The organism is Bacillus sp. AFS002410, from assembly GCF_002556365.1.
Lineage (GTDB): Bacteria > Bacillota > Bacilli > Bacillales > Bacillaceae_G > Gottfriedia.
Map to the genome: position 1 here is coordinate 54,348 of NZ_NUEU01000008.1, position 15,314 is coordinate 69,661.

Below are 15,314 nucleotides of genomic sequence, written 5' to 3' on the forward strand. Positions count from 1 at the left end.
GCTTTTTCAACAGTTTTCCAATAAATATCTGCATTTAATTAAATATTTTACATCTAATATACTAAACTACTTATCTTAATTAATAGCTATGGTATACATTTTAGTATATAATCATAATTAAATATTACGTACGTAAAATGAGGTGTAGTTAATGGACATTGGTTTCAGTTACGTATTTCCAGCTGTTCGTGGAAAACAAGCTTTAAAGGAGTATTATGTTGTAATGTGCCCTTTAAAACTCATACCAAAAATTTTCCTTTTTGATGAAGAAGAAATCCCAGCAGAGCATAGATCACAAAGGATTTTAAACAAGAATCGTATACCTGAAATAACAAACTATATTATCGAAAATAGCAAAGATTATGTGTTCTCCTCTTTGACTGCTTCTGTAGACGGAGAAATGCAATTTAATTCACTCAATGCTGATGGTGGTTTTAAAGATATTGGCCAACTTCATGTTTCACTAGATGCTAGATTTTTAATTAATGACGGTCAACATCGTAGAGCTGCAATAGAAGAGGCTTTAAAAATTGACCCAGATCTAGGAAATGAAACCATTTCTATTGTAATTTTTCAAGACACAGGATTAAAAAAGTCACAACAGATTTTCTCAGATTTAAATCGTCATGCGGTTAATACCACTACCTCGATTGGGATCCTATATGATCATCGTGATAAATTATCAATTCTTACTAAAGAAATTGTTGCAAAAAACATATTATTATCACGATTTACAGATAAAGAACGCGTAACATTGTCAAAGAATTCTCCAAAAATCTTAGCTCTAAACCATATCTTTAATACAAACCTTAGATTAGTTAATAGAACTAAAGGTGAAAACATTTTAAATGAAGAAGAGCGATTTTTAATTGATTTTTGGAACGAATTGACTCAAACACTCCAAGAATGGAACTTAGTTTTTGAAAAGAAAATGAGTGCTAGAGATTTAAGAATGAATTATATAAATGGTCATGGTGTATGCCTTGAAGCAATAGGTTTAGTTGGTCATTTCTTAATAAATAACTACTCAAATGATTGGAAAGTTTATATTCATCAACTTAATTCAATCGATTGGAGTAGAACTAACGAAAAAGATTGGTTGCATCGTGCAATTAGTCCAAATGGTAGAATTCAAAAAACTCGCGATACGATTTTATTAACAGCTAATAAAATTAAACAATTGCTTAATTTACCATTAACTGAAGTAGAACAAAAAATAGAAGAAAAATACGGGTTAGGTGATTATAATGACGTTAAACTTATTTGAAAATTTAAAAAACAATACATTTATTACTGATACAAAAGAACATATTAAAAAAGTATATCTTGCTGATTCTAGACCATGGGTTGTTGGTTATAGCGGTGGAAAAGATTCAACGGTGGTAGCTCAATTGGTATTTGAATCTCTTTCAGAACTACCTAAAGAGAAACTCCATAAAAAAGTGTATATGATCTCTTCTGATACTCTGGTAGAAACACCTTTAATTATTCAATCTATTAATACTACATTAAACAGAATTCAAAAAGAGGCTCTTACACGAGATCTCCCTATTGAAACACATAAGGTTAAACCTATTTTTGAAAACACATTTTGGTCTCTTTTAATAGGAAAAGGTTATCCATCCCCAAATCAAAAATTCCGTTGGTGTACTGATCGATTAAAAATTGAGCCTGCTGATCGCTTTATTATGGATAAAGTTGATTCATTTGGTGAAGTTATTATGGTTCTTGGTGTTAGAGAAAACGAAAGTGCTACAAGAGATAATGTCCTAAAGTCTCATACTATTGAAGGTAAAGACTTAATGAGACACTCGACACTTTCTAATGCATATGTTTTCGCACCAATTAAAAGCTTTAGTCTTGATGATGTCTGGGATTATTTATTAAATCACACATCACCATGGGGCGACGACAATTTTGAACTTCACAAACTTTATCAAGATTCAAGTAGCGGAGAATGCCCACTGGTAATCGATAAAAATATTAAAGAAAGTGCTGGCTCTTGTGGTAATAGTCGATTCGGTTGCTGGGTATGTACAGTAGTAACCGAAGATAAAGCACTAAATGGATTTATTAATAGCGGTAGTGATTGGATGAAACCATTATTAGTATTTAGAAATTTCATTGCAGATATTCGTGATGATCGCACAAGACGTATGAAATATAGAATGAATGGTCAGATGTATTTAAAAGAAGTTAAAATCGAAATCATCGATGGTTTTGATTATGTAATAATACCTAAAAAATCTAGAAAAGGTAAAGAAATCATCCCATTAGATGAATATACACAGTTGGAGAAAAAGGAATTAAAACGTTATATAAAAGAAAATAATATTGATTTAAGTGCACCTTTTGATCCAATGATATTAATTAAACTAGAAAATGGTAAATTTGGAAGACTTGGAGTAGGACCATATACAATGGAAGCTCGTAAAGAAATCTTAACACTTCTATTAGAAACACAACGCGATCTAAAACATCCTTATGAAGAAAATTTCGAACTGATTAGAGAAGAAGAACTTAGAATGATCAGAAGATATTGGCTTGAGAATGGTGATTGGGAAGATTCACTCCCAACAATTTATAGAGAAGTTATGGGTAAAGATCTTGATTGGGAACAAGATGACCGCCCTCTTTTTGACCAAGAACAAGTTTTTGATTTAGAAACACTTTGTAGAGAATTTAATGTTGATTTAAAAATGTTAAAAAAACTAATTTCTCTGGAAAAAGATTTTGCTGGTTTTAAAGTTCGTCGTGGTCTAATGCAAGATCTTGAAAAAGTACTTAAACAAGATTATTTACACATTTAACTAGAAAGGTTCTAAAATCATGAAATTCAAAAAACTTATATTAGAAAATATCGGAGCTTATCGTGGAACCAATTCTTTTGATTTAGAAACTTCTCCGGGTCAAAATGTAGTATTAATTGGTGGAGAAAATGGTGCAGGGAAAACCACATTTTTAAATTCAATTAAATTAGGACTATTTGGAGCGTTCGGTTTTGGTTTCAAAAATAGTTCAGAATATGATAAACGAGTTTATGCAAGTATCAATTCAACAATAAGAACAATTAATAGTAGCTCTGCTAGTATTCAGATTATTTTTACTGAAATAGAAAATTATCAAAAAAACGAATACAAGGTCATCAGAGGTTGGAAACTTTTTAATGAAAAACCAAAAGAATATTTTATGGTTTCTAAAAACGAACAATTTTTAAATGAAGCAGAAACCGATAATTACTTTTCAAAACTTAAAGAGCTATTTCCTCCTAAATTATTCGATTTATGTTTATTTGATGGAGAAGAAATATCGAAAATTATTAATAATAATGAGTTATCCCAATATTTAAAGGAACTTTCAACAATTGTTTTTAATTTAGATTTATTTAATAATCTTCAATCGGATCTTTCAAATTATTTACAAAAAGAGATCGATGAAAAAAAATTCAATCAAACTGAACAAGAATTATTTGAAAAGCAAAAAAATAAAGCAACAATCGTTGAAAAAATACAAAATATTGAGCATGAAATAAACCAATATAATGAAAAGAAAACACAATTAAATGAATTGTTTTCTTCAAACAAAAAAAGCTTTGAAATCCATGGCGGTCTTAAAGATGAGCAAAGAAACGAACTACTTAGACAAGAGTCTGAAATCGAATCTGAACGTAAAAAGTTAAATGAAAAAGTAAAAGGATTTATTTCTGTTTTTTTACCTTTTTATATGAACAAAAAACTACTAAACGAGTCACTAAGTCAAATTGACGCAGAAGACCAACTAATTTTGTTTAAACAAGCAAGTAAATTTTTATCAGTTTCTGACATCCAAGATATTGTTGAACAATTAGATAATAAATCAATCCTACCAAGTAAATTACAATCTTTAATACTTGATAAGTTTAGACCTAATCATCAGGTTAATACCATTCATAACTTATCCCCTTCTCAAAGAGGTCAAGTTGAGCAGATTTCAAATTTAATAAACAATGAAAACCATTTAAATTATTTAGAGGTTATTAATAAAAATCGTAAACTTTTGACTGATGCACAAGAGATCCGTAAAAAAATTGCAACAAATGATAAAGCAAATGATTTTAGCAAAATGCTCGAAGAAATGGAACGAATTACAAAAGAAATCAGCAAAATTGAATTTGCTCTTCAAACTTTAGAAGAAATGCGATTAAATCTTAATAACGAGCTAGCTGAATCTGAGAAATTAATACTTGCTAAAGAAACATATTTAAAACAGGAAACACGTACCGAAAACACGTTTGAAATGGCTAATAATATTATTAAGCTAAGTCAACGATTCCAAGAAGTGCAACATCAGAAAAAGTTGCAACAAGTACAAATAGCTGCAACAGAAATGTTAAATAAATTAATGCGAAAAAATCAATATATTTCTTCTATAAGAATTAATTCAACTACATTTGACGTTAAATTATATAATGCTACAAATGAAGAAATAGAAAAGATCACTCTTTCTGCTGGTGAAAAAGAAATATTATTACTTTCTATTATCTGGGCGATGTTTAAATGTTCTGGTAGACGAGTACCATTTATATTTGATACTCTACTTGGCCGATTAGATAATACACATAAACAAAGAGTATTAACTGACTTTATTCCTAAATGTGGAGAGCAGGTATTAATCTTATCTACAAATTCGGAAGTAAACTCAACCCAGTTCAAACTTTTGGACGAGCACATATCAAAACAGTATTTATTACAATTTAATACTGAAGAACAAAACATAAAAGTAACTTCAGGATACTTTAAATTTAATTAAGGAGGATTGAAAATGATCCATCGATTAAAACTATCTAATAATACATCAGAAATTCTGAAAGAACTTCAATCCTCTTCTCAGCTAACACCAAATATATTAGCACGTTTAGCAGTTGGAGCTTCATTAACAAATAATTCATTACCTGAGATTCCTAATTACAGATCGAATAATGGGTTAGAAATTAACAGGCAGACTTTTACTGGAGAATATGATCAAATTTATAAGACATTAATTTCTCAGCATGCTGGGAGATTACTAACAGATGAAGAGTACTTCCCTACCCTTTTTAATGCACATCTTGAGCGTGGTATTTCGATGATTCAAAATGAATATAAATACGCTGGAAATGCTGAAAAATTTTATGAAAACATGTTAAAATTTAATGCGGAGTGATTAGAATGCTATATTTAGATAACAGTGCAACTACCCCAATTTATCCAGAGGTAAAAGATGCAATGTTACCTTACTTACTCGAGGAATTCGGTAATCCCTCGAGTAAGTATTATACATTAGCTGAAAATGCCAAAAATGCTGTAGAGAATTCTCGCAAACATGTTGCTAATCTACTTGGTTGTGACACGGATGAAATTATATTTACAAGTGGTTCTACTGAGAGTAATAATATGATTTTAAAAGGTATTGCAGAATACCATGGTAATATTGAGAATAAACATATTATCACATCTAGAACTGAGCATCCTTCTGTATTAGAAGTATGTGAATACTTAAATACAAAAGGATATAATATTAGTTATCTAAATGTTGATCAATATGGAAGAATTAATATTCATGAACTTGAAGAGCTTCTTCAAACTGTTCCTACCCTTCTAGTATCTTTAATATGGGGTAACAATGAAATAGGTTCTTTAAACCCAATGGATGAAATTCAAAAGCTTTGTCAAAAATACAATGTATTTTTACATACAGATGCTACTCAGGTTGTTGGTAAAATCAAAGTATCATTAAATGAATTAGAAGGAATAAATTTTTTATCCTGTTCTGCTCATAAGTTTCATGGTCCGAAAGGTATTGGTGTAGCAGTTCTTCGAAAAGATTCATTAGGGCTCCCTATTCCAATTACTCCTTTACTGCATGGTGGTGGACAAGAGAAAAATTACCGAAGTGGTACATTGGCTGTCCATAATATTGTTGGAATGGGTAAAGCAGCAGAGATTACATTAAAAAATTTACAAAGTAATATCGAAAAACTAAATTTACTTGAAAATGCACTTAAGGATATATTAATTAACAAATTTGGTAGTTCAATTATTTTTAACAATGATTCTGAACAAAAAATACCAGGAATACTTAATGTACAATTTGTTGGTATTAATAATGAAATTTTAGTAAAAAGATTAGCACCATTCATTGCAGTCTCAACTGGATCTGCTTGTAGCTCTAGTAAACCGAGTCACGTACTCCAAGCAATTGGTTTAAGTCTAAATGAGGTTAGGACTACGATTCGTTTTTCTATTTCATCTTTAATAGAGCAAGATGAGTTCAAAATATTTATTGATTTGTAAATTAAATTTTAAAGGAAGAAAAAAATGGCCAAATACTATCCAGAGTTCCCAGCATTTAGGACAAACGGTGAAAAAAAAGTTTTTCAAAAACTAGTTGAGATACTTGATGATGATTGGCATGTTTTTTATGAGCCTGTCATTAATTATTTTGAACCTGATATAATAATTTTTTCAAAAAAATACGGTGTTTTGATATTTGAGGTTAAAGACTATAAGTTTGATACAATATTTTCAATGTCACCATATCAGTGGGTTCTAAAGTTGGATGATGGCTATACTAATACACTTTCACCATTTAAACAAATCAAAAACTATTCACGAAATTTAATTGATTTATTAAGCACTAATAACATATTAATGTCAAATGAAAATAAAAAATTAATTTTCCCTGTATCTTTTATTATTTCCTTTACAAATATGACTGATGAAGAAATATATGAAAAAAAAATCAACGAATTTATACCAAGTCAATTTTTATTGTCACTTAATGATCTGGAAAATGGAAATTTATTAAGTAAAATCGAAAACAACTTCTATACTTTTTTCCGGATTAAACCATTAAGTACTGAATTAGAAAATGCTATTATAAAGTTCATTTTTCCGTCCTACAATCACACTATTAAAAGTAATACGGCCAAAAGAACAAGTGGATCCTTTAAAACAACAGAAAAGAATATAGTTATTAATTCAATTCTTCATCATCCATCTGTAATAGATGAAATAATGTATATAGTAAATGAAATAAATCACGTGAAAAATGAAAAAAATATGTATTTTTCGGATTTTGCTATCGTAGTACCTACAAATTTTAAAATTAAAGATACTGAAATTATTTCAATTTATAATATAGCTCATAAGAATATTTTAAAATATAGTCCTTTAAATAACTCAGACATAATCAATATTATTACTTTAAGTGAGTTAAAGGACTTTCCAATTACAAAAAATATTTTTTACTCTCACCTAAATTATCTAAAAATGGATCCTACACAAAATAATGCTTTGGTACAGCTGATGTGTACAAAAGCATTATCTCAAGTTTATTTTGGTTATAGTAATTCTACCAATTCTTTTATCGATATATTAGTTAAAAGGTTTAACACAATCTAACCAATTCTGAAAACAATTTTCTTGACTAGGGCAGGAGTTCCTTCCAAAAAAGACTAATTTTTCCTCTGCCCTAGTCAATGCTACATATAATACCCTTAATTCCTCGGAATACAGATCTGTTTCATATTGATCGATTATACTATCATAGTTACTACTTTTTATTTCAACATAATTACCACTATATACACGATAGTAATATCCCAAACCTAACTTATTATCTACTATAATGCTAGGATTTTTAATAAATTTGCCATATGGTTGATCTAATTCTGGTAATATAACGATAGGAAACTCAAGTCCTTTGGCTTTGTGAATAGTAATTAATTCTACTTCATTTTTTTTGTACATATTCTCCAAGATGGTTGCCTGAGTTTCCTCAATATTTGAATTTATTTGGATCGATAACCAATCTGCACATGCATATACTCCAATATTTTCCTGTTTATTTAATTTTCGTACTAATTCCTTTAATTTTAATAAATTAGCATACTCTTGCTTTTTCATAATAGTATTAATTTTTGAAATTGAAAATAACATATCTAAAAATTGAGCTGGAGTTAGTTCCTGTATTGCTGATTGATAATCTAACTCACTTACAAAACTTAACAACAGGTCCTTATTATTATTAAAAAATTTTGATTCTAAAACTTCTAACTCTAATATTTCATTTTTAAAACTTGTATAATATTTTAAGACTTTATAACAATCTATTACTTCTTTTTGGACATAAAAATCTCCAGCACCAACTAAACTATATGGAATATTTAATTCTTTTAATTTTTTTGCATAAGAAAGCATACTTCTATTTTTTCTAAATAAAATTGCAATATTCCCAGGATTTTCTCCTTCTAATACCAACTTTTGAACATATTTTGTAACCTCATCTGAATAATCTGCTTCTTTATCAATTAGTTTCCATTCGTATGCACTTTTCATATCTATTTCTGGTTTAAATTTAATTTCAGGTACCCTTAAATTTTCAGGTTTAAATGAAATTATTGGAAATTTCTCTCTAATACTTTGAAATATAACATTTACAAGTTGTATTAACTCAGGAGTCGATCTAAAGTTTGTATTTAAAGGCAAAACTGAACCTATTGTTCCAACCCAGTTAGCTGTCTGATTGTAGGAAGACTGGTCGGCTCCTCTAAATTTGTAAATGGATTGTTTTGCATCTCCAACCAAAAATAGATTTGGACTTTTTTCATTACTATTGCATATTAACCTTACAATTTCGGTTTGATACATTGAAGTATCCTGAAATTCATCAATAAATAAGTACTTAATATTGTCTTGTAATTCTTCAACTATCCACTTATTATTTTTCAGTAATTGAAAAGTGTATTCTAACAGTTCTTCCGTATCAATCGATCTATTTTTTAAAGTATAATATTTTTTATTGACCTTTCTTAATACCAAATTGAACTCTTCTCGTATTTCTTTTTTATTCCTATGGTCCTCAAGAAAAGGAGGGAAAATTTCTAATACTGTTTCCAAATTATAGCCTTTACTTTTAATTTGATTAAAAGCCTGTTTTATATATTTTTCAAATTCATATACCTGAATAAAATTAAATGTGACAATACTTTGATTTAGAACTTTTTTTTCTTGTATAAACTCTTCAATTGATAATTTAATTGTTAAATCTAGTACATTATTTTTTACGGTATAATTTGATGAATACGAATAATTTGGCTCTGAAATAGGTCCTGCCTGATTTAAGATATATTTACAGAATTTATGAATTGTTGAAATGTTTGCAGAGTTAATATTCTCTAATTCATATCTAAAACGAGTCTTTTCTTCCCCTAATGAACCTTGCCACTTAGAATATAAATAGTCTTTTATTCTTGATTTCAAGTTATCAGTAGCTTTATTTGTAAAAGTAATTATTGTAAAATCTGTAATTGACAAATTAATATTATTTTCTAACAAATGGATTATTTTTCTTGCTAAAACTTCTGTTTTACCAGTACCTGCACCCGCTTTTACAAGTATGATTTTTTCATCTTTTTCGACAACAATTTGTTGCTCTTTCGTAAGTTTCAAATTACGAACTTCCTCTCTCTTTACATATATATTCATATGGACAATAAATACAATAAGCTCCAGCTTTTTTATTAAACTGCTTACTGATAATATTATTTATTGTTTGTTCTATTTCTGCTGTTACAGTATTACTTTTTATTTTCGTTTGTTGCTTAAAATACCAACTTCTAATTTCGTCCATTTCTTCTATTAATTCATCACTATCTACTTTAGCCGTAAATAGTAGAAAATGTTTTAAATTGCTTAAATTATAGCTCTGAGTATATCCGTTATTGAACTTTAATTGTAATTCTTTAAGAATCTTTACCGATATTCCATTTATACTTACTTTATTTTCAATATTTTTTAAACTAAATGCAATTAAGATACTTTCCGGATGGTTTATCCCGTTAAGATATTCATTTTTAAACAATATTTTATTAAACAGTTCCTCAACATTTCGTCTTACACGCAGTTTTATATTTTCCCATGATCTTCCGTTAATAGGAAATACATCATGAATCGAGTTAACCGATTCATTAATATAAGCAGAAATATTGCTTCTTATTTTATCATTATATTTACTTCTTAAATAACCAATTGACTGATTTTCTTCTAACTTATTCTTTTCTACTAATAACTTAATTGTCTCCTCGTATAAACAAGAACTTATATAAAGCATTAGTTGATACTCATCTTTATATGCACCATTACTAAATTCTAAATTTTTATAATAAAATCGTCTTGGACAATATTGATAAATTGCCAAATCTTCCAATATATACTCATTTTTAGAAAGATTTTTATATTCTATATTTGATTCTTCTCTCTCACTATTATCTTTAGAGTTATCTACTGGATTTTTGAGAACGTTATATTCTAAAAGTTTTTCCTCAAGAGTCTTTCCGAATTTCATCTCTAATTTATTCTCTTCCTCAATACCGAATACTTTAGAAATATCATGTAAATAATGAGAATGCTTAAGTTCTTTACCATCTTCTTGAAGTGCATACGAAATAATTAATTTCTCTGAACAAGCATTTATCGCAGAATAAAAATAATATAAATAAACATCTAAATAATATCTTTCTAACTCTTTATTGTTTTTAAATTTTAAATTTGTATATTTATTAAAAACATATCTCTCATAGTCTAAAGTCTTTAACCAATTTCTACTCTGACCAGAAGGATACATATCTTGGGTAAATTGACATAAAAATACGTATTTATAATTAGCATAATTTACGGTATTTGGAGTAGTAACTAGAACACTTCTCTTAATAAATTCTCCATTTTTATATTCAGGTAATATTTCCTCGTCTGGTTCCTCTTGATCAATTAACACACTTCTTAAAATACTTCCAAATTCTTCAGAAGAAATTAATATATTCTCCTGATTAGTGATGTTTTCTAGAATATTTTTTAGCCTTTGTAAAATAATATCAGAAATATGGATATCTGCTTTTAGTTCTATATATTTAACTAATACATTTAGATGGCTATTGATGCTTTGGTCCTTTATTGAATAAAGATCTCTATAAATTTCTTCTATTAAATTTATGAAATTCTCAAATATCTCTAATTCATTTTCATCAAGTTCTTTTAAAGGATGATATTTATCGTGTTTGATATTAGATACATTTTTCTTTGATGTAATTAATTCATTAGTTTTAAGTTTCCAATCATTTAAACTGTAACAGTCTAAATAAAATGCCCTTATTGTTTCAAAAGCTTTCTTACTTTCTAGGCTATTTTTTAATATTTCACCGTTCAGTATCTCTTCAAAACGACTAATATCTAAATATGTTTCTGACTCATGAAGTTTATCAACAAAAATGCTATATAAATTTACTATTGCTCTACCTTCTTTTAATTTACTTACTGATTTTTTAGGTAAATTTGATATTAGCCCATGGATTTCAAATCTTTCTCTAAAAGAAGCTCTAAGTTCCAGTGCTTTCGGAGAAATTATAACAATCTCTTCTTTTTTTGCATGTTGAACCTTTAGCAAAAAGGAAATTTGTTTAACAATCCAATCCATTTCCTCTTCAGTTGTATTGAAACGATTAATAGTTAATGAACCGTCTAATTTTGACAGTTCTGCTTTATCACTCAATAAATTTGATTTTAAACTTTGAATAAAAAATTGATTACTTCTTACTTCATCTACTGAAATCCACTCTTTAAAGTCTACATAGTTCTTAAACGTTTTCTTCATAGCATTGAATACTATTTGATTTGAATCTTTTTCCATTGGAAGAAATATTGTTATTTTTTTATTTAGATGATTAAATCGATTTAATAATTGATGGTGTTTTGGCAAAAATGGTAAGAATGCACCATCAATTATTACTTCATCTACATTTTGAAATTCTTCTTTAGAGAAGATCTTATAAACTAATGTTCCGAAATCATTTTTTTGCTTTTTTTCAACTTCATTTAAATATTTTTCATATAATTCCAATGCCATTGTAAACTTTTGATTTGTATTAAATTTTTTAAGTTCATTAATTTCTATACCAAGTATTGACCATTCTATAAAAATATCAACTAAATCGGGTATTACAGATAACCAAGCATCATTATTTAGCTTTATACTTTCTTTCATTAATCTAACAATTAATATTTGCATTTCGCTTTTTGTTAGGACATTTTGATAATCTTTATAGACATTTTTCTTTATAAATTCATTAAATTCATGAAGTTGAATATTACTATTACAATCTTTAATATTTTTCCCTAATTTCTTATAGAATAATTCGCGTTGTCTATATAAAATCATAGTTGGCACAATATGAATAATATTATTCTCAAGGTTTATATGTTTTTTTAAATACGTTTCTGCTTCATTAGTTTCTCTAGTACAGATTACGTTCATATTACAATTATTACCTCCTGGTTATTATTTTTAGCTTATAATATAATAGTTATAAGATAATTTTACTAAATTGAAATAAAAATTCAATGTATTGAAGGAGCTAATATATGGAATTTACAGTGGAAGAGAAAGAATTATTAAACAAAATTGTTATTAAACATAATATTCCACCCAAATATATAGAAAGTCTTATCAAATTAGAAAAAGAATATTCTGACAAAAACATGAGTAGACGTGTAGGAATCTTTAAAGATATGGATGAATTTATTAAATATTGGGCTATAGAAATGAGTGATAGAAATGATATTTGAATATATTAAGTTCAAAAATTATCGCCCTTATTATGGTACACAAACAATTTACTTCACTGAGAAGAATCCTAAATTCTCACCTTTTAATCAAAATATTGTTTTAATTGGTGGCTTAAATGGTGCTGGAAAAACTTCTCTAATAAATGCAATATTTGTATGTCTTTATGGTAGAAGATTCTTCAACAAGAATGAATATTCTAAGATTCTCGATTCTGCTATAAATAAAAAACACCGTAACGAAGGTGGTACCGAATCTTCAATTGAACTTTGTTTTAAAGATAGCACTGGTGTTTACTCAATTGAAGTAAATTTTTATCAGACACGTACTGGTATTGAAGACAAAATAACTTTATATACTATAGATGGTGAAGGACAAAAAATGGAATCATCATCAAGTTCTGAGGAGTTCATAAGCTTTATAGACAAAAAAATTCCTAAAGAAGTTTCTCAGTTCTTTATTTTTGATGCTGAAAAAATTAGAGATTTAGTTGGTCAGCACGATGCTAAAGAGACAATTGATGCTATTCAAAAAGTTGTTTCATTGGATTTATATAGAACCTTATCTAAAGATCTTATTCAACTTTTTAATACGGAAACAAAAAAATTAGGTAATTTAGTTAAAGACGATGAACTTGCGAATATCAGAAAAAGGCTTGAACAGATTCAAAACGAATTAGAAGATAATGATAAGAAGATTGACGAAATAAAGATGGTTACAGATTCACTACATGAACAAAAAAATACTTTGGATAAACAAAAAAGACAAAAATTTATTTCAACTAGTCTTTCAAAGCAAAAAATCTCAGAATTATTAGGTAAAAAGAAAGCTAATTTAGTCTCGATTCAAAAAGGCATTGAGACATTTGCTAAAACAGAGTTACTTAAATTAATTTTAAAAAAGCCAATTGATAATTTAAAAAGTAGACTACAAGATGAAAAAGAATATAATAACGTTTTAAGCCACAATAGTAATATATTTAAAAACTATGATTTATTTGCGAAAGAACTTATAAAGTCCGATGTAAACCCACCTTTAACTGACGAGCAAAAGCAACAAATTTATTCTTCAGGAAAAGGCATTTGGAAAAAACTTAATAATATTCGAGAAAAAATGGTCAATACAGATTTAAATATTATTCATGACCTTTCCGATGGAGATTATAGAAAAATTATTAGTCATCCAAATACAACAACAAGTAATTTAAGTAAGTTATTAGACGATCGCTATAAAGCAGAGAATGATATTTCAAATTATGAGATTCAATTGGAAAGTGCTCCTGAAGAAGTAGATACTTCAAATGAAGATAGTAAAATTAGAGAAATAGATAAAGATATTGCTATTCAACTAGCGAACAAAAAGTTATTATTAATTCAATCTAATAAACTTAGAGACGAGCAAGGGAAATTAACTAGAGAATATACAGGAAAATTAAAAACAAAAAATGATAACTCTGGTGTTATACACAAAGTTGAATTATTGAAAAATTTATTATCCGCTACAAATGAGTTTATTTCAGAAGTTACTATTTTAAAAGCAAATTTATTAAAAGTGGAAATAGAAAACATTTTAAATATTTTATTTAGAAAAAAAGATTTAAATAGAATAGAGTTCGATTCAAAAGATTTTACACTGCGCATTTTTGATGAAGACGATAGAGAAATAGACTTAACATCAAGGTCAGAGGGTGAGAAACAACTTATTGCATTAGCAATGATTTGGGCACTTACAAAAGTAGCAGGAACTAAAATGCCATTTGTAATTGATACGCCACTAGCTAGATTAGATAGCATTCATAGAACAAATTTAGTTAATAGTTACTTTACTAAATTAAATGAGCAAGTGATTATACTTTCTACTGATACAGAAATAGATGAAAGATTTATGAAAGACCTAGAACCTCACCTTGTAAAATCATATGTATTGGAACACGATGATGAAGAAGAATTCACAAAAATTCGTGAAGGTTACTTTGAATTTGCTGGAGGTGTATTATAATTGGCAATAGGTAAAGCAAAACTATCTAAACAAGGATTTGAAATATTAAATAAAATAATGGCAGAATTCGATTTACCAGTAGCAAATCAAAGACCAGATACATTAAGAATTGCATTTGCTAAAGGATTAGTTTCTGAAAAAAAGGTAGATGAGCCTATCGCTTTAAGTGAAAAGTCTGATTTTGAATTTCCTTTAAGTGTAATTACAAAAGATGATTATTTGCTATATAAGCATTTAATTATTAATAAAGTTGGTCGAACACTCGAAGAAAAAGATATAGAGAAATTTATTTTATTTTTTGTAGAAGATGGTTTACAGATTATGAAATCTGAGGTAGATCAGTTATCTGGTATGGATAATTATTTACTTTTTCTTGTAAACGCTCATTCTTCAAAATAACTAAAGTATAATTATTGTTTCATTTTTACTTTGAAAACAAATCAAGATATATCATTTTTTTCAAAAATATTATCTCACTTTTTTAGAAATTACTTTTTTGATAAAATTATATAAGTAGTATAAAAATATAAAATGATATCTTGNNNCAAGATATCATTTTATATTTAATTTCAATAAAATTATTTAATTTTTTTCAATTCATACATGCTAATATATTTATTAATAGTCTTTCAAATTTATCTTTTTTTTTCAAAATAACTGATGCCAAAATAAACATGTTG

11 protein-coding genes are annotated in these 15,314 nt (G+C 27.6%); 9 read left to right on the forward strand and 2 right to left on the reverse strand.

The window, feature by feature from the left end; all coding sequences use genetic code 11:
* Positions 1-151 precede the first annotated feature (151 nt).
* From dndB to CN692_RS07560, 6 genes are read left to right on the forward strand one after another with little or no spacing between them, the layout of a single operon-like run.
* On the forward strand, positions 152-1,267 hold the full coding sequence (dndB, locus tag CN692_RS07535; RefSeq protein WP_098118552.1) for a DNA sulfur modification protein DndB: 1,116 nt from the start codon (positions 152-154) through the stop codon (positions 1,265-1,267).
* A complete protein-coding gene (dndC, locus tag CN692_RS07540) occupies positions 1,248-2,810 on the forward strand; it encodes a DNA phosphorothioation system sulfurtransferase DndC (protein WP_098118553.1) in 1,563 nt (520 codons plus the stop codon). Before dndB ends, dndC begins: the two co-directional genes overlap by 20 nt.
* Before the next feature lie 19 nt (positions 2,811-2,829).
* Positions 2,830-4,788, forward strand: a complete 1,959-nt coding sequence (gene dndD / locus CN692_RS07545) for a DNA sulfur modification protein DndD (RefSeq protein ID WP_098118554.1) — start codon at positions 2,830-2,832, stop codon at positions 4,786-4,788.
* Positions 4,789-4,800: 12 nt separating this feature from the next.
* Positions 4,801-5,181 (forward strand): DNA sulfur modification protein DndE, encoded by a 381-nt coding sequence (gene dndE, locus CN692_RS07550; protein WP_098118555.1) that lies wholly within the window; start codon positions 4,801-4,803, stop codon positions 5,179-5,181.
* A 5-nt stretch (positions 5,182-5,186) separates the two neighbouring features.
* On the forward strand, positions 5,187-6,311 hold the full coding sequence (locus CN692_RS07555) for a cysteine desulfurase family protein (RefSeq protein WP_098118556.1): 1,125 nt from the start codon (positions 5,187-5,189) through the stop codon (positions 6,309-6,311).
* A 24-nt stretch (positions 6,312-6,335) separates the two neighbouring features.
* Positions 6,336-7,421, forward strand: coding sequence for a nuclease-related domain-containing protein (locus CN692_RS07560; RefSeq protein WP_098118557.1), 1,086 nt, complete (start codon positions 6,336-6,338; stop codon positions 7,419-7,421).
* Here CN692_RS07560 and CN692_RS07565 read toward each other — a convergent pair.
* Positions 7,395-9,470: a UvrD-helicase domain-containing protein gene (locus CN692_RS07565; RefSeq protein ID WP_179874391.1), complete on the reverse strand. Its 2,076-nt coding sequence runs from the start codon at positions 9,468-9,470 to the stop codon at positions 7,395-7,397. The genes CN692_RS07560 and CN692_RS07565 overlap by 27 nt on opposite strands.
* A gap of 1 nt (position 9,471) precedes the next feature.
* The gene (locus CN692_RS07570; RefSeq protein ID WP_098118559.1) at positions 9,472-12,327 is read right to left on the reverse strand and encodes a hypothetical protein; all 2,856 of its coding nucleotides are present in this window, start codon (positions 12,325-12,327) and stop codon (positions 9,472-9,474) included.
* A gap of 107 nt (positions 12,328-12,434) precedes the next feature.
* Here CN692_RS07570 and CN692_RS07575 point away from each other — a divergent pair, with 107 nt between their 5' ends.
* The 3 genes from CN692_RS07575 to CN692_RS07585 are packed head-to-tail and all read left to right on the forward strand — an operon-like array spanning position 12,435 to position 15,033.
* Positions 12,435-12,638 carry a DNA modification system-associated small protein gene (locus tag CN692_RS07575; RefSeq protein WP_098118560.1) on the forward strand — a complete coding sequence of 68 codons (204 nt, stop codon included), beginning with the start codon at positions 12,435-12,437 and terminating at the stop codon, positions 12,636-12,638.
* Positions 12,628-14,634, forward strand: a complete 2,007-nt coding sequence (dndD, locus tag CN692_RS07580) for a DNA sulfur modification protein DndD (protein ID WP_098118561.1) — start codon at positions 12,628-12,630, stop codon at positions 14,632-14,634. The genes CN692_RS07575 and dndD (CN692_RS07580) overlap by 11 nt, the downstream gene beginning before the upstream one ends.
* Complete coding sequence (locus CN692_RS07585) at positions 14,635-15,033, forward strand: DndE family protein (RefSeq protein ID WP_098118562.1); 399 nt, start codon at positions 14,635-14,637, stop codon at positions 15,031-15,033.
* Positions 15,034-15,314: the final 281 nt, after the last annotated feature.

Bases quoted from the DNA above. Each gene is read 5' to 3' on its own strand.
- CN692_RS07575 (WP_098118560.1), top strand. From the start codon at position 12,435: ATGGAATTTACAGTGGAAGAGAAAGAATTATTAAACAAAATTGTTATT.
- dndD (WP_098118561.1), top strand. From the start codon at position 12,628: ATGATATTTGAATATATTAAGTTCAAAAATTATCGCCCTTATTATGGT.
- CN692_RS07570 (WP_098118559.1), bottom strand. From the start codon at position 12,327: ATGAACGTAATCTGTACTAGAGAAACTAATGAAGCAGAAACGTATTTA.
- dndB (WP_098118552.1), top strand. From the start codon at position 152: ATGGACATTGGTTTCAGTTACGTATTTCCAGCTGTTCGTGGAAAACAA.
- CN692_RS07560 (WP_098118557.1), top strand. From the start codon at position 6,336: ATGGCCAAATACTATCCAGAGTTCCCAGCATTTAGGACAAACGGTGAA.
- dndD (WP_098118554.1), top strand. From the start codon at position 2,830: ATGAAATTCAAAAAACTTATATTAGAAAATATCGGAGCTTATCGTGGA.
- dndC (WP_098118553.1), top strand. From the start codon at position 1,248: ATGACGTTAAACTTATTTGAAAATTTAAAAAACAATACATTTATTACT.
- dndE (WP_098118555.1), top strand. From the start codon at position 4,801: ATGATCCATCGATTAAAACTATCTAATAATACATCAGAAATTCTGAAA.
- CN692_RS07555 (WP_098118556.1), top strand. From the start codon at position 5,187: ATGCTATATTTAGATAACAGTGCAACTACCCCAATTTATCCAGAGGTA.